The organism is Pseudomonas chlororaphis, from assembly GCA_001023535.1.
In the GTDB taxonomy this organism is placed as follows: Bacteria; Pseudomonadota; Gammaproteobacteria; order Pseudomonadales; family Pseudomonadaceae; genus Aquipseudomonas; species Aquipseudomonas chlororaphis_E.
Genome location: CP011020.1, coordinates 4,582,951 through 4,599,243, shown reverse-complemented (window position 1 = coordinate 4,599,243; position 16,293 = coordinate 4,582,951). Strand labels below are relative to the sequence as shown.

General features: G+C 58.0%; 9 protein-coding genes. 6 read left to right on the top strand and 3 right to left on the bottom strand.

Translation table 11 applies throughout. The features are described 5' to 3' along the window. Window positions 1-20 precede the first annotated feature (20 nt). From VM99_20195 to VM99_20170, 6 genes are read left to right on the top strand one after another with little or no spacing between them, the layout of a single operon-like run. Window positions 21-6,131 (top strand): hypothetical protein, encoded by a 6,111-nt coding sequence (locus VM99_20195; GenBank protein AKK00285.1) that lies wholly within the window; start codon window positions 21-23, stop codon window positions 6,129-6,131. After that, a complete protein-coding gene (locus VM99_20190) occupies window positions 6,091-7,041 on the top strand; it encodes a cysteine synthase (GenBank protein AKK01806.1) in 951 nt (316 codons plus the stop codon). The genes VM99_20195 and VM99_20190 overlap by 41 nt, the downstream gene beginning before the upstream one ends. A gap of 50 nt (window positions 7,042-7,091) precedes the next feature. Next, entirely contained in the window at window positions 7,092-8,855 is a 1,764-nt protein-coding gene (locus VM99_20185) for a hypothetical protein (protein ID AKK00284.1), read from the top strand. Between the two features lie 3 nt (window positions 8,856-8,858). Next, on the top strand, window positions 8,859-10,145 hold the full coding sequence (locus VM99_20180) for a hypothetical protein (GenBank protein ID AKK00283.1): 1,287 nt from the start codon (window positions 8,859-8,861) through the stop codon (window positions 10,143-10,145). Continuing rightward, entirely contained in the window at window positions 10,142-11,203 is a 1,062-nt protein-coding gene (locus tag VM99_20175) for an ornithine cyclodeaminase (protein ID AKK00282.1), read from the top strand. The genes VM99_20180 and VM99_20175 overlap by 4 nt, the downstream gene beginning before the upstream one ends. Before the next feature lie 60 nt (window positions 11,204-11,263). Further along, entirely contained in the window at window positions 11,264-13,504 is a 2,241-nt protein-coding gene (locus VM99_20170) for a hypothetical protein (GenBank protein ID AKK00281.1), read from the top strand. A gap of 54 nt (window positions 13,505-13,558) precedes the next feature. Here VM99_20170 and VM99_20165 read toward each other — a convergent pair whose 3' ends face one another. The 3 genes from VM99_20165 to dppD form a co-directional block, all read right to left on the bottom strand. Then, window positions 13,559-13,999, bottom strand: a complete 441-nt coding sequence (locus VM99_20165; GenBank protein ID AKK00280.1) for a hypothetical protein — start codon at window positions 13,997-13,999, stop codon at window positions 13,559-13,561. A gap of 345 nt (window positions 14,000-14,344) precedes the next feature. Further along, on the bottom strand, window positions 14,345-15,325 hold the full coding sequence (locus VM99_20160) for a peptide ABC transporter ATP-binding protein (protein ID AKK00279.1): 981 nt from the start codon (window positions 15,323-15,325) through the stop codon (window positions 14,345-14,347). Further along, entirely contained in the window at window positions 15,325-16,293 is a 969-nt protein-coding gene (gene dppD, locus VM99_20155; protein AKK00278.1) for a peptide ABC transporter ATP-binding protein, read from the bottom strand. The genes VM99_20160 and dppD overlap by 1 nt, the downstream gene beginning before the upstream one ends.

The window sequence follows — 16,293 nt, the reverse complement described above, 5'->3', positions numbered from 1 at the left end:
GACCATAAACATGGAATGATATGGACAATTTTCTGAATGTATTCGCCGATCAGGTTCGGCGGGCGCCTGGCGCCATTGCAGCTTCGGATGGCTGCAACCGTCTGAGCTATCGCGATCTTGACGAAATATCCGACGGCTTCGCCCGCATGCTGATCGCCGCATCTGTCAGGCCGGGCGATATTGTCGCTATCGGTCTGGAAAGGGGACTCGGATTTCTGATTTCGATGATTGGCCTGTTCAAGGTAGGGGCCGCTTATCTCCCTCTGGATCGTACTCTGCCGCTGGATCGGCGGGCCTATATGCTGGAGCAATGCAGTTGCCGATGGCTGATAGCGGAAGACGACGCCCAGTTACAGATCGACGGTATTGGCCTTCTGACAATGCCGGTCCGGCTCGAAGGCCTTAAGGACGGGGCGCCGCTCGAGCGCTGCATACTGGAGGACGACAGTCTCGCTTATGTGATTTTCACCTCTGGCTCGACAGGGATGCCCAAGGGGGTGATGGTCCATCACGGTGGAATGCTCAATCATCTGCTGGCCAAAGTCGAAGATCTGGGCATGCACAAGGCGCCCAACGTGGCGCAAACAGCGCCACAGAGTTTCGACATTTCCGTCTGGCAGTTCCTGGCGCCGCTCATCTGCGGCGGGCGTACGGCAATCCTGACCCGTTCGGAGTTTCTTGACCTGGATCGTCTGGGGGCACGGATCGAGCTCGACGAAATCGATATCCTGCAAGTGGTGCCGAGTCATCTGTTGGCCATTCTGGATGCGATTTGCGTAGATGCCCAAAACGCACGCTTCGACCGTTTGAGCTGCCTCGTCGCTACGGGCGAGGTGCTGCCCGTTTCACTTGCCCGACGTTGGTTGACGACCAAGCCTCACGTCCCTTTGGTCAATGCCTACGGGCCGACTGAATGCAGTGACGACGTCACTCACCAGGTTATTACCCGGATGCCTGTGGCTGACCAGGCGATCCCGATCGGGCGAGCGGTACGCGGTGTTCGGCTGGTGGTACGCGATGCTGACCTGGTAGCTTTGCCCGTAGGTGAAGTCGGCGAACTCTACGTTGAAGGGGTTGCGGTGGGGCTCGGCTATATCGGTCACCCCGACCTGACTGCCAAGGCGTTTGTCATTGTCGATGGTCGCCGAGCCTACAAGACCGGCGACCTCGTCAGTTGTGATGGTGAGGGTGTCTTTCACTATCACGGTCGGGCCGATGATCAGGTCAAGGTCCGAGGTCACCGGATCGAGCTGAGTGAAGTCGAATTCGGCATCCTGCGACTGGCTTACATCAAACAGGCGGCAGTGGTACTCAACACTTCGCGCACTCGTGCCTTCCTGACGGCTTTCATCGTCGAGCAGGAGGGCACCGCAACCGATCTTGATAGGCTGCGTCTCGACCTGCACGACGTCTTGCCGGAACACATGATTCCATCCGAGTTTCGGGTTCAGTCGTCTCTTCCCCAAACGTCCAATGGCAAGATCGATAAGAAAAAGCTCACGGCCATCGCTAATGAAACAACGGCGCCTGACACCGTACAGAGCGTTGCGACAACTGCAACTGTCGGCGCAGAGGCGCTACTTGAGACCTGGCGTGAATTGCTGCGTAACCCGGCGTTGCGACCCGCCGACGATTTTTTCAAGCAGGGGGCTGATTCGATTCTCGCCTTGCAGTTCATTGCACGGGCGAAGGCCCACGGATATGCCTTCACACTCGGGGACATCTTCCGGCATCCAACCACGATCGGGCTGCTCAAGATAGCCAGAACCCAAAACGCGGTGGCCGGTACCGCAGCGAGGGTGGGCGTTACACAGTTGGATCCGCAACAAGCGAAGGGCGATTCGACATCCTTCAAGCAGATTTCGCCGGCGCAGAAGGGCATCTACGTTCAGTCGCTGCGAACCCGTCATCGCACGACTTACGTGCTGCAGTATTCGTTCCGCATGCTGCTGCCTGATGGCGGTGCCGTGCTGGAAGACGGATGGCGCAAGGCACATCAACACCATGAGTTGCTGCGCAGCGCGTTTGTTCTCGCGCCGACGGGCCAACCGGTGCGTGTCGTTGTCGAAGACGCTCCACTACGATGGACTCGGACCAGTCTTCTGCACCTTTACGACGAGCACCAGCGCAAGCATCTGGAAGACTTCCTCGTTCAGGACAAACAGACCGGTTTCGAGCTGGATCAGCCGGCGCTCTATCGGGTGCATCTGTTCCATTTGGGGGGCCACGATTATCAATTTATCCTCAGTGCCCACCATCTCGTGCTCGATGGTGCATCGATCTTTGCGCTGATGAGCGAAGTATTCTCGGGAGCGCCGGTGGCGCAGGATGCATTTTCAACCTATATCGCCGGCCAGGAAAAATTCCACTTGCAACGGGAGGATCAGCAACTCTGGTCGGATCTCCTGGAACCCTTCCATGTGCCGGTCTGCGTAGCTGACAAGCTTGCTGAGCCGTCCTTGAAACCGGTCGAACATCGAGTCTTCAACAGACGACTGCCCGCGACGCTTGAGCAGGGCATCACGGGGCTGTGTGGTCGTGCCGGGGTCACGATTGCCGCTGTTGCGGCAACGGCCTGGGGGATGGCACTCAATGCAATAAATGGCGGGCAGCACCAATTATTTGGAATGATTGTCTCGGGGCGTGCCGACACCGGGGTTGGGCTGGATGATATCGGGATGTACGCCAATACCTTGCCGATTCCCTTGGCACTGGCGGCGACGCAGAGCCCCGAGGTCAGCCTGCAGGCGGTCAGTAGGCGCATCGCCGAGCTGCTTCGCTTCGAATCGATATCCATGAACGAGGCGTTGGCCAGCACGCGTTCGCGTTTTGCCAACGGCGCTTTTGATACGGTGCTGAACGTCGAGACGTTGGCGGATTGGGCTGTGCTTGAGGCCCCCGGCGTCACGGTCGAACTCACGCAGGTGACTGACCTCACCGAGTTTGCCTTTGCCGTTGAAGTCCTTAGCGGCGCAGATGCCATCACTGTGGATTTCATTCGCGATCCTGAATATGTCTCCGAGGAGCGAGCAGAGGCGCTGTGCGAACATTTCCTGAGTGCACTGACCTATATCTGTGAAGCACATCGCCCGCTGCAAGAGTGGCGGGGCTGGCAAGGTGTGCCCATGGTCAGTGACGAAACTTCGGCTCCGAAAGATCAATACCCGACGTCTTCGCAGCACACGTCCTTCGACACGATGGTGCTGGCTGTGGCGCGTGCAATCATCGGCGATGACACGATTGCCCTGCAGCAGAATTTCTTCTCTTCGGGCGGAGACTCGATCGGTGCGTTGCAACTCATCGCTCGTTTGAGAAGCGATGGGATGACAATTGATCTCGACAGCATCTTTGCCAGTCGATCACTGTCCGAAATCGCCCAGGCAGTGCGGCCGCTGCACTGTACCGCCCGTGGAGAAATTCATCCGCCGACCGGTGCAACCGCACTAGTGCCTGTACAGCGCTGGTTCGCCGAACAGCAGCTAGTCAACCCTGCCCATTGGTGTCTCGGCACGGCGGTCGAGATTCACCGTCCCGTCGCGGCCGATACCCTTGTCGCGATCACTCACAAGATACTGGAGCGCTATCCGATATTGAGTGCGCAGTTCAAGATCGGCGATGGATACGACCAGACTATTCCGGCCAATCCCGTCGATGCGCAGTCGAGTTGCAGAACAGCGCAACTCGCTGCATCGATCGATCAATCGACGGAGCATATCCGGGCGGTGCTGGACGAGTCTCTGTCCGGTCTCGACCTCGAGCAGGGCGATCTGTTTCGCGCGGTGCTGTTTCGCACCCCGGATCCCGACACCAATCTACTGGTGCTGGTGGCGCATCACCTCGTGATCGATGCGGTGTCCCTGCGAATCCTCGTCGAGGATTATCTGCGCCTCTATGCCGGCAGCACGGTTCCTGCGCAGGTCACCCCGTTTCGCGTCTGGGCGCAGCAGCTTGCGAGTCACGGCCAGGCATTCAAGAACGATGTCCTGTCGCAGACCGCCTACTGGTCGCGGGTCATCGAGGCAATTCCCGCTGCGATACCTTTTGACCTGAACCGGCGACCATCGGGTCGCACCGCAATGTTGTCCCGGGGGTTGAGCTGCGCGGCGACCAGCGCCTTGATCCGGGAGGTACCTGCGGCTTACAACACCCATATCAATGACATTCTGATCTCCGCGCTGGTCCGGGCGTTTTCCGGCTGGCGGGCGAGACCGGACATTGCGATCAACCTCGAAGGACATGGCCGTGAAAGCGTCCTGGAAGGTGTCGACGTGTCCCGCACGGTAGGCTGGTTCACCTCTGTGTTCCCGGTATGCCTGAATGATCCCCAAGAGGGGCTTGGAAGTTTGATTCAGGCGACCAAACGTACACTCGCGGATATCCCGCAACGAGGTATAGGGTATGGTCTGCTGCGTTATCTGTTCAATGAGTCCCGGGTGATTCCTGCTGCCGAGCCCATGGTGCAGTTCAACTATCTCGGGCAATGGGACAACGTGTCATTTGTTGACCCGGATGCGTGGATGCCGTCTGCCCAGGTCCTGAGTCTCCTCGATCAGGTGTCGGTGGACCCGCGCAACGGACGCCAACATGCACTGGAGATCGAGGCAAGGATTGCCCAGGGTCGATTTGAAATCGACTGGTATTACGACGACGGAATCCTGTCCCCGCAAGAGGCCGAGGATCTTGCGACGCGCTACGTCGATGCATTGGCGCAGATCATCGAGCATGGCACGGCGGGCGCCGTGGTGCGGGTGCCCGGCGACTATCCGGATGTCGATCTGACGGACGATGAGTTGCAGTCGCTGATTGCAGGCGTCGGCGCCGTACCGGCGGATATCTATCCGTTGTCACCGACACAGGAGGGAATCCTGTTCCAGCACCTGATGAGCGGTGACGACACCTATACACTGCAGTACGTCATGGACATTAATGGTGACGTCGACATCAGTGTGCTGGATGCGGCGTGGCAGGTGCTGGCCGAGCGTCATCCGATCCTGCGCACGGGGTTCTTCTGGGATGCGGTGGCGGGACCGGTGCAATATGTGCTGCAGAAGGCAACTTGCAGTTGGCAGATCATCGCGGGTAACGGTGATCCGGCGCAATATGAACGCCTGATGCATGATGATCGTTCACGGATCTTTGATCTTGCAACGCCTGCTTTGACTCGCTTCACGTTGCTGTCCGATGGTTTGCAGGCGCACAAATTGATCTGGACCTACCATCACATCCTTCTGGACGGCTGGTGTGTGGCCAAGGTCATCAAAGAGCTGTTTGCCATCTACGACCAGATGATCCGCGGTGTGCAGCCCGAGGCGGTCTTCGGTCCCGTCTATCGTGACTACATCGAGTGGCTGGCCAGTCAGCAGGCGCGGGAAAATCGTCCGTTCTGGCGACATTATCTGGCGGACGCAAAGCCCAGTCTGTTTACCAGTCCGGTTGCCTATCAGCCGTCCTCGCGTGCAGATCACAACGTCTACCGGTTTACCCTCGGACGTGACCTTTCGGGTTGCATCGAGCGATTCTGCGCCGGGCTGGGTGTGACCGTTGCGGTTCTCTTCCAGCGTATCTGGGCACAGATCCTGGCCGATAACACCCAGAGCTTCACACCCATCTTCGGCTGGGCTATTTCGGGACGGCCTGTCGACCTTGAGGGCTCCCAAGACATCATCGGGCTGATGACTTCCATCGTCCCGTGCAAGGTCGATGCACAGGCGCCGTTCGCCGCCGAGGCCCTTCGGCAGTTGCAGCGCAGCAGTGCAGCCCTGCAGGACGAAGGGCATGTCTCGATGAGTCATTTCCGGAGTGCTACCGGACTTGGTCTGGAGGCGTTGTTCAATACCGTTCTCGTGGTCGAAAACTTCGAGCTTCAGGACAACTTGCCGGTCGGTGATCGCTACCGCCTCAGTAATCTGCAGTGGATCGAGAAGTCGGAGTTTCCTTTGGTTCTCGGTCTGGTTCCGGCAGATGATTTTCTGATCGAACTCAATTTCAACCCCGAAAAGTTCTGCGTTGCGCAAATGGTCGATCTTCAACAAAGGATTGTTTTCCATTCGCGTCAAATATCTTCTCTTGGAAATGGATACCTTGAGCATGATGCAAATTTACAGTGCGAATCAGTATCACAAGCTGGCTAACTTCATTGGCGACGTGCCGGTCTACCTGAAGATAGAAGGGTTGAATCCGGCCGGGTCGATAAAACTCAAGACTGCAATATCGCTGATCGAAGAAAGTGAGCGTCTGGGCCTACTTTCGCCCGGACGAAAAGTAATCGAGTCCAGCTCGGGAAACCTCGGTGTTGCGTTATCGATGATTTGTGCGCAGCGCGGTTATCCGTTTACCTGCATAACCGATACCAACGTCAATCAGGTCAGTGTCAACCTGATGAAGGCTTACGGCGCCGAAGTCATTGTCTGTGACACCCGCGACCGAAATGGCGGTTTTCTCGGGGCGCGCATTGCGCTGATTCAGGAAATGATCCGTCAGGATCCGAGGTATTTCTGGACCAACCAGTACGCCAACCCGGCCAACCCACTGGCGCACTACAACCGGACTGCGCCGGAAATCCTGCAGCAGCACCCCAACTGCAAATGGTTGTTTGTCGGTGCCGGTACCACCGGGACGCTTATCGGCTGCGCGCGATATCTGCGTGAAAAAGCGCCAGAGGTAAAACTGATTGCCGTCGATACCGTGGGTTCGATCAACTTTCAGGAGGTGCCCAAGAAGAGGCTCATTCCCGGTTTGGGGACGAGTCGGCGCCCGGAAATTCTCGAGCGGGATCTAGTCGAGCATATCGAGTTCGTTGATGAGGTCGAGACGATCCGCATGTGTCGCAGTGTTGCGCTGGACTACGGACTGCTACTCGGGGGGTCCACGGGGACCGTACTGGTTGCGGTCAAGCGCCTGAGGAAACAGATTCCGGCGGGCGACGAAGTTGTCGTGATCAGCCCCGATATGGGTGAGCGGTATCTCGAAACGATCTACTCGGATAAGTGGTGTGACGCCAACTTTGGTAGCCAGATGTATCAACACGCGATGGTGGGTTGAGTCTCGGCGGTGCGTTGGTTGATGTTTTCTCAGAGCAGAAGGAACCTAGCTTGTCACAACTTCAATTCCCCCCGAGCGGCGCTGCGCAAACACAGATATTTCTCGATCAGTGGGCCCGCGTTAGTCACGATTTCAAAGGAGAACCCGCCATAGATGATGGCGGTGTTCTGTATACCTATGGCGAAGTGGACACCGACAGTCAGCGAATCGCGGCCTACCTGGCACACAACGCGATTGGTGCAGGCGCGGTAGTGGTCATCGGTTGTCCGCGCGGCAAGGATCTATTGGTGGCCTTGCTAGGTGTCATGAAGAGTGGCGCAGCGTTCATCCTCATGGACCTGGACGCCGCCCCAGCCCGCTTGTCCGTACAGCTGGACGCTGCCAATGCGAAGCTGGTTCTGGTCCCTGATGGGTACATCGTTGACAACAATCCTGCCCTGGTCGCTGAAAAGGTCGTGACCCTCGGCCAGGCTCGGGATACGGCGCAGTCCCTGCACTTCGAACAACCGCGGATAGCACCACAAGACCTGGCGTACATCATTTTCACTTCGGGCTCTACTGGGCAACCGAAAGGGGTGATGGTTTCGCACCGGGGCATCCCTAACCTTGCCCATCATGCGCTGACATATGGCATTACGCAGGGCAGTCGGGTGCTGATGTTTTCCCCGGTCTGTTTCGACGCGATCATTGCCGAAATCACCATGACCCTGTTTGCAGGTGGCTGTCTGGTTGCCGTGGCTGACCACGAGCTGCGAGATTTCGACAATCTGCAAAACCTGCTGTGCAATCGTCGCATCGATGTCGCCACGTTGCCTCCGTCACTGGTGTCGTTGCTGCCGTCCGAGTTACCGATCAGCCTGAGTACATTGATCGTGGCCGGCGAGAGGTGCAACAAGGAAGTCATTGTCAACTGGGCGAGCAAGATCCGTTTGATCAATGCCTATGGGCCTTCTGAGGCGACGGTCGCTACAACGGTGAAGTTGTGCTCTCTCGACACCTCTCCGGCGGATATTGGCCAAGCGATCTCCAACGTCACGGTACGCCTCCTTGACGAAGCGCTGGAGGACGTTCCGGATGGCGAACTCGGCGAGATCTACATCAGCGGAGTGAGTGTTGCCTTGGGCTATCTGGGCAATCCGGACCTGAGCGATGCGCGGTTTATCCGTGGCTTGGCCGGCGACGACAGCTTGAGCTTTCGAACCGGGGATTTCGCCAGGCGCGATGTGAACGCAGGCATCCTGTTCGAGGGACGCAAGGACGATCTGGTTAAGATCAACGGAAACCGTGTCGAGCTGGCCGAGATCGAGGCCTGTGCCATGGCTTCGCGGCTGATTAGAAGCTGCCACGCTTGTTGCGTCGATGCCGGCACTTCGGGCGTGAGGATCTCGCTTTTTGTGACGCCGTCTGACAAGGCTGACGATGGGCGGCTGGAGCCTGAGCTGAGGGCCCGGATCAGCGCCGAGTTGCCCGCTTACTTCATGCCTGCGCGGATCGTCGTTCTGAATGAACTGCCGCGCAATCCGGCGGGTAAAGTCGATCGGGCAGCGTTGATCGCGCAGTTGGGCGACTTGGTGGAGGAGGGCGGGGCCCCGGAGGCAATGACCCCTCAGGAAGAAACCCTGGCGCTGATCTGGGCACAGATTCTAGGGCGTCCGATTGAAAACCGTGAGGCGAATTTCTTTGCGTTGGGTGGTAACTCCCTCTTGGCGATGCGTCTCGTCGCGCTGATGAAACGCAGTGGTATTCAAATCAATCTCAAGCGCGTGTTTGGCGCTCCGACACTGGCAAAAATGGCCTGTCTGATGGAGGGGTAGGTAATGGCGGGCAAAGGACTGAACCCATACCAACGCTATTATTGGAGCGCGTCCAGCGCCTACGACCTCGCGGAAACGGCCTGCGTGAGCATTGGGTTTGTACTGGACGGGCCATTGAACATCGCGCAGTTCAGCCGAGCAGTGGACGCGGTGGTCAATCGTCACGAACAACTGCGGTCCCACTTCTACGAAACGGAAGAAGGCCCTCGACGGTTTCCCGCAACCGAGGTAACTGACGTACTGAGCGTCGATGGTGAACCGTTCGAGTTGTCCAGACTGGAAGACTGTATCGAGAACTTGTGCCGACGGCCGCTCGATCTGAAGGTGGATATACCGTTCAGGGCCTATCTGAAAAAGCTCGGGCAGGATCGTTGCCTGTTTGCACTGATCATTCACCACATCGTTGTCGACTCATGGTCGCTGGAGGTCATCCTCGACGATCTGGCGACCGCCTACAACGGTTTGATATCCGCCGCGCCGGAACCGTTGCTGGAGCCGCTCACTTTCGATCATGAAACGCTGGCAACGCCGTTGGAGCAGGATGAGCATCAGCGTCAGGCGCTGTTCTGGCGACACTATCTCAAGGACGCGAAGATCCCGCTGATTCCGGGTTTGCTCATCGGCGAGAGCGCGCAAGCCAAGTCGATCTTCGATGTAATGACCCCCGGTGTGGAGATTCATGGGGCCATCAACCGACTTTGTAATACGTTGGATGTAACGCCTTTTGTGGTTTACACCGCGGCGGCGTCTATCGCTCTCGCACATTTTTGCGCGACGGACGATTTCTTGATCCAGACCAATGTGACGCCGCGTTGGATGGAAGGCACGCAGACTGTCGTCGCCTACTTGTCAGCGCGCATTCCATTGCGAATACGCGTTGACTCGAAATTGTCGTTGCAGGCTCACATCCTTAATGTCGCCGACTCACTCTACGAAACCTTCGACAGTGTCGGTCTTTCTATCGGTGAAATCATGGCCGAATCCGAAATCAGACAAAGCCTGCCTGTTCATATCGGTGCCGAAAGCCCGTTTGAAAGTTGGGATCTTGAAGGTGTCGCTGTCTCCCAGGTCCAGCTACCCGACTATCAGCCGTGGCCGCTATTTTTGTGGGTACCTGTCACGACTGATCATTGCTTTATCAAGCTGCAGTACCAGGCCGACAGAATCTCGCCTGAAAACATGCTGAAACTAAAACATCTGCTGAACGAAACGTTAGATCAATTCAGTCTCCTGGAGGCCGAAGGAAGCGCTCGCGACACAGAGGTTTTACAACACGATGCCATTCAATGAGACCTTCCATGAAAGACTCCCTACACCTGTCGTCCCATGCATTGACCGTCGTTTCCGGCGCGCAGATCGCCAATCTGATGCCTTCGTTGCGCGAGGACATTCTGCGTCTGGTCGAAGAAACCTACTTGCAGCACGATGCCGGCCTGACCAACAACCCCGACAGTTATTTCCTGAGATTTGAAGAACGCCAATCGGATCGGATCATCGCTTTGCCGGCTGCCATTGCCAACGACACGCCCATTTCTGGCATCAAGTGGATTGCCAGTTATCCGAAGAACATTGAGCAAAATCTACAGCGTGCCTCGGCCGTCCTGTTGCTCAACGATTACGAAACGGGTTACCCGGTGGCATGCCTTGAAGCCTCGCAAATCAGTGCGGCCAGAACCGCGGCGTCTGCAGTGCTCGCTGCAAGGGCGCTGGTGGCGGATCCGAAGAAGGCGGTAAAAATTACATTCGTCGGCGCCGGGGTGATTTCCCGCGCAATCTTTGATTTTTTCATGGCCGATGGCTGGAGGTTCGGTCAGGTAAATGTCTGTGATCTGGACGCGGGGGCGGCCGCTGAGCTTCGTCATCACATAGAGGCCGGGACAGGCCAGGAAGCGCGTTTTGTCGAGAACTGGAAGTCTGCTATCAATGCTGCCGATATCGTTGTTTTCGCCACCAACGCAGGCACGCCTTATGTATCGGGAGACGATGTCTTTGCGCCGGGACAGATCATTCTGAATGTCTCGCTACGCGATATCAGCCCGGACATCATCTGGCATGCGTTCAACCTATTCGATGATGTGGAACATTGTATGAAAGCCAATACTTCCCCCCATCTGGCGGAACAGAAGTACGGCGATCGCTCATTTGTGCACGGCACGCTCGCGCAAGTCCTGAAGAACCCGCGCTTGATCAACCGTTCGCGTCCGCTGATTTTCTCGCCATTTGGGTTGGGTGTCCTGGATCTTGTGGTGGGCCAACTATTCGTCGACAAATGTATGGAGGCTGGGGCCTATACCAACATCGCGGACTTCATTCCGGACACGCGACGTTGGGCCACGTCCCACGGCTGAAGCCATCAAGCAGTAGAAACGCGAGTATTTGCTCGTTCCATTCCAGGGAGGAATGACCCGATGCCCATTAAAAAAAGCATGATCATCGGCTTCAATGATTTCTCGTTTGACGACTACTGTCAGATGCTCGATCAACTTGCACCTGAAGCGGCAGCGAAACGGGATCTGCGCTTGGCGTTTGTCAATTATGAGGGTTCGCGGTTTCATGCATTGGGCGTGCTGAACAAGACGCGTGAATTGCAGGGGCTAGCTGACCTGGACCTGAACAATGCCGACTTTCTATGGCCGGTTGTGATGGTGTTGGGGACCTATCTAGACAAGCACGGTATTGCCTTTGACTACGTCAACCTTTTTCAGAAAGAGAAGGACGTTCTGGCGCAAAAACTGACATCCGGGACGATCAACGCGGTGGTCATCACCACGACCCTCTATGTCATGCCCCATCCGGTGCAGGAGATTGTGGACTTTGTGCGCTCCTTTGCCCCTGAGGTGCAGATCATCATCGGCGGGCCCTATATCAGCGGTCTGTTCAAGGCCCATGATCGCGAGCTGCTCGGTGACTACTTGAGTGTTCTTGGTTGTGATATCTATATCAACAGCAATGAAGGGGAGGACACACTTCGCCAGGTACTGGAGGCACTCAACCAGAACCGTTCAGTCATCGGCTTGAGCCGCACGGCGGTATGGGACGGTGATACGTGGGTGTTCGGTGCGGATGAGCCGGAATACAACGAGCTGAAGGAAAACTTCGTCAATTACAAGTTGTTCGAACCGCGCGGCATCGGACGTTTTTTGTCCACGCGTACAGCTAAGTCGTGCCCATACTCCTGTGCATTCTGCGGTTTTCCCCAGCGGGCCGGTAAGTACCGCTACTTGTCCACCCGCGATGTAGAACGCGAACTGGACGCGGTGAAGGCGATCGGCACCGTGGATACGCTGACGTTCCTGGATGACACATTCAATGTGCCCAAGCAGCGCTTCCGAGAAATCATGCAGATGATGATCGACAACCAGTACAACTTTAAGTGGAACTCCTTCTATCGCTCTGATCAGGGCGACCCGGAAACCATCGAACTGATGGCGCGCGCAGGGTGCGAAGGCGTTTTTCTGGGGATCGAGTCTGCCTCCGATAAGATGCTTGCATTGATGCGCAAGACGTCACGTCGCAAGAACTATGAACAGGCCATTAGTGCATTCCGCTCGGTGGGCATTGCGACGCACGCCTCGTTCATCATTGGCTTTCCAGGGGAAACCATCGACACGGTGCAAGAGAGCCTGGACTTCATCGAAACCTTTCGGCCGGACACCTTCCGAGCGCAGGTGTGGTATTGCGACCCGCTGACACCCATCTGGAATGATCGGGAGAAGTATGGCATCACCGGGTCGGGCTTCGACTGGGCGCACGATACGATGGACAGCGAACTGGCTGCATCCATTACCGAGCGGTTTTTTCTTACCGCACAAAACTCCACGTGGTTGCCACAGTTCGGCTTTGAGCAATGGAGTCTGTTTTATTTGCATCGCCAGGGAATGGAGCAGAGTAATATCCTCGGGTATCTGGACGGCTTCAATGCGGCAGTCAAGCATCAGCTGTTGCATGGCGATGAGGTTGAGTTGCCTGCCTCAATCGTCGACCGCTTCAGGTTCAGTGCCCATTTGCCGGCGCAAAGTCCTGCCGTGCCGCAGTCCAGGTTATCAATGGAATCGGCGACGCACTTCAAGGCTGCTGAAGCACGCTTGCGGGCCGTGGCCGCGTGGCTGGATCCGCAGAATATCGGGGCAATGCTGGTGCACACGGGGGAGCAGACGCAAACAGCGCTGAGCTGGCCCGAGGGTATCGTCAATGGCAGCGATCCGGACGTCGGCTGGATCGTGGCCTTTTTGAAGCACGCTTCGAGCATTCTTCAGGGCAGTCGATTTGTTTGGCAACACGTCGTCAAGGAAGGCTCCCGACTGATTGCGATCGATGATGTCGACCGTTGCAGCGAGACTGCGCTGTATGACCGCGTCGCGACATTACTTGCCCAGACCCCACTACTCGACAGTCACGACAACTATCTGCTGTCGCGCAATTCACGGTTGGGGGCTTGCGGCATCGTTTTATGTCAGCCGGTCCTTCGCGTGTTCGCCGATAATGTTGTCGCCCCTTCGTCTGATAGCGGGCTTTACATGCACCTGCTGCTGCCCGGTAACGGGCAGGGACGGGTGCTGAGCAATTTTGTCCGATGGGCTCCCGAGCTTCACACTGCGGATGCGCAGAGTTCGCTTGCCGAGCAGGCCGTGTTTGTCAGAGTGCAATAGGTGCGATCCGGGGAGGAGAACGCCAGCTCCCCTCCCTGATCCTTTGTCACACGCTTAGCGGGGGGAACCTTGCAACGCCGCTCTCTTGCGTTCTTCGCGGGCGCGGGCAGCCGCTAACAGTTGTTCGGCTATGCGCCTTTCCAGACGCTCCTCACCGAGCCGGATGAACAACGGATGGCCGACAATGGTCGCGTCGAGTTCATAACCGCGTCCTTCGGGTTCTCGCATCCAATAGTTGCCATCAATCAGCGTACGCCGCAGCTCCACCACATCGCTTCGCAGCATGGGGGCGTATTGGGTTTCCCATTGATCCAGCCGCGCGGTGGCTTCACGTTCGCTATAGCGTTCGCCGGGCTTGAGCGCGCAGCTGATGTACAAAAGTATTACCGCCAGTTCCTGGCGATTTAGCCGGCCCAGGGTCAAGCCGTTCTTGTTGCTCAAGCGCGTCAGTATCTCGACGAAGTGCTCAAAGTCTGTTGGAAGTTCCTTGTTCAATGTCTTGCTCCTTTGGATATTCATGGTTCTCGCAGTTTAGTGGTGAAGCACGGCACGAGTGAGCCGGTATGGCGGTTGTCATGCAACGTTGTATGGGCGTTCCCGAAAAAAGAAAACCCCGCCAGCCCAAACTGAGACTCAGTCGGGGCTGGAGGGTTTTTTCATGCAAGGTGCACTACTCAAGGCGAAGATTTACTTCTGTGGCGAGGGAGCTTGCTCCCGCTGGACCGGCCCGGCGCTTTGGGCGCAGAAGGCCCAAGAGAGGGTCCGCTTCGCGGCCCAGCGGGAGCAAGCTCCCTCGCCACAAGTGTTTTTCTGCCTTAAGTGCTTTGCAGCCTTTCAGCCTTACGCCGCACCTTCGAGGAACTGCTCGGCGTAGTGACACGCCACCAGCCGGTTATCGAGCGGACGCAGGGCCGGTTCTTCGGTCTTGCAGCGCTCGGTGGCATACGGGCAGCGCTTGTGGAAGGCGCAGCCGGGCGGTGGGTTGAGCGGGTTGGGCAGTTCGCCGACGATCTTGATCTTGGGCTTGTTCGGGTCCGGGTGGATGGTCGGGGTGGCCGACAGCAGCGCCTGGGTGTACGGGTGCAGCGGGCGGCTGTAGATGTTTTCGTTGGGCCCCATTTCCACCGGACGACCGAGGTACATCACCATCACGTCATCGGCCACGTGCTGGACCACTGCCAGGTTGTGGGAGATGAACACGTAGGCGGTGTTGAACTCCTGCTGCAGGTCCATGAACAGGTTCAGCACCTGGGCCTGGATCGAGACGTCCAGCGCCGAGGTCGGTTCGTCCGCCACCAGCACCTTGGGTTGCAGCATCATGGCGCGGGCCAGGGCGATGCGCTGGCGCTGGCCGCCGGAGAACATGTGCGGGTAGCGCTGGTAGTGCTCGGGGCGCAGACCCACCTGCTTCATCATGGCCTGGACTTTTTCCCGACGCTCGGTGGCCGACAAGCTGGTGTTGATGAGCAGCGGCTCGGCCAGTTGGTCGCCGACTTTCTGCCGAGGGTTGAGCGACGCGTACGGGCTCTGGAACACCATCTGCACGTCTTTGCGCAACTGCTTGCGCTCGGCCTTGTTGGCGCCGGCCACTTCCTGGCCAGCGATCTTCAGGGAGCCAGAGGACGGCTCTTCGATCAACGTCAGGGCCCGGGCGAGGGTGGATTTGCCGCAACCGGATTCGCCCACCACGGCCAGGGTCTTGCCGGCCTCGAGTTCGAACGACACACCGTTGAGGGCGCGCACGGTCGCATGGCCCTTGAACATGCCACGGGACACTTCGTAATGACGGGTCAGGTCACGGGCGGTAAGTACGACGGCCATCACGCCACCTCCTGGTTCAACGGGTAGAAGCAGCGGGCGAGGCTGGCGGTTTTCGGGTCAAGGGCCGGGCGTTGTTGGCGGCAGTTTTCCTGCACGTAGGGGCAGCGCGGCGACAGCAGGCAGCCTTGCGGGCGGTCGTAGCGGCCGGGAACGATGCCTGGCAATGTCGCCAGCCGCTCGGCGCCCATGCTGTGCTCGGGAATCGCCGCCAGCAATGCTTCGCTGTAGGGGTGTGCCGGGATGTCGAACAGCTCCGGCACCTTGCCCACTTCCACGGCCTGGCCGGCGTACATCACGCACACGCGCTGGGCGGTCTCGGCCACCACGGCGAGGTCGTGGGTGATCAGCACCAGGCCCATGTCCTGCTCTTTTTGCAGGGCCAGCAGCAGGTCCATGATCTGCGCCTGGATGGTCACGTCCAGGGCGGTGGTCGGTTCGTCGGCGATCAGCAGCTTTGGCTCGCCGGCAATGGCCATGGCGATTGCCACGCGTTGGCTCATGCCACCGGACAACTGATGAGGGTAGGCGTCCATGCGGCTGGCGGCGCCGGGGATCTCGACTTTTTCCAGCAACTCGATGGCACGCTTGCGGGCAGCCTTGCCGGACATTTTCAGGTGCAGGCGCAGCACTTCTTCGATCTGGAAGCCCACGGTGTAGCTGGGGTTGAGCGCGGTCATCGGGTCCTGGAAGACCATTGCCAGGTCCTTGCCGACGATCTGCCGACGCTGGCGAGCGCTCAGCTTGAGCATGTTCTTGCCGTCGAAGTTCAGCGCGTCGGCGGTGACGATGCCGGGGTGCTCGATCAGGCCCATCAGCGCCATCATGGTCACGGATTTACCCGAGCCCGACTCGCCGACGATCGCCAGCACTTCGCCTTTTTCCACGCTCAGGTCCAGGCCGTCGACCACCGGCACGGCCGTGGCGTCGCCGAAGCGGACGTTGAGATTCTTGATTTCTAACAGTGACAT

What these genes read in the sequence shown, in the direction of transcription:
- VM99_20195 (AKK00285.1), top strand. Translation starts at nt 21, where the DNA reads ATGGACAATTTTCTGAATGTATTCGCCGATCAGGTTCGGCGGGCGCCT.
- VM99_20190 (AKK01806.1), top strand. Translation starts at nt 6,091, where the DNA reads ATGCAAATTTACAGTGCGAATCAGTATCACAAGCTGGCTAACTTCATT.
- VM99_20180 (AKK00283.1), top strand. Translation starts at nt 8,859, where the DNA reads ATGGCGGGCAAAGGACTGAACCCATACCAACGCTATTATTGGAGCGCG.
- VM99_20175 (AKK00282.1), top strand. Translation starts at nt 10,142, where the DNA reads ATGAGACCTTCCATGAAAGACTCCCTACACCTGTCGTCCCATGCATTG.
- VM99_20170 (AKK00281.1), top strand. Translation starts at nt 11,264, where the DNA reads ATGCCCATTAAAAAAAGCATGATCATCGGCTTCAATGATTTCTCGTTT.
- VM99_20160 (AKK00279.1), bottom strand. Translation starts at nt 15,325, where the DNA reads ATGGCCGTCGTACTTACCGCCCGTGACCTGACCCGTCATTACGAAGTG.
- dppD (AKK00278.1), bottom strand. Translation starts at nt 16,293, where the DNA reads ATGTCACTGTTAGAAATCAAGAATCTCAACGTCCGCTTCGGCGACGCC.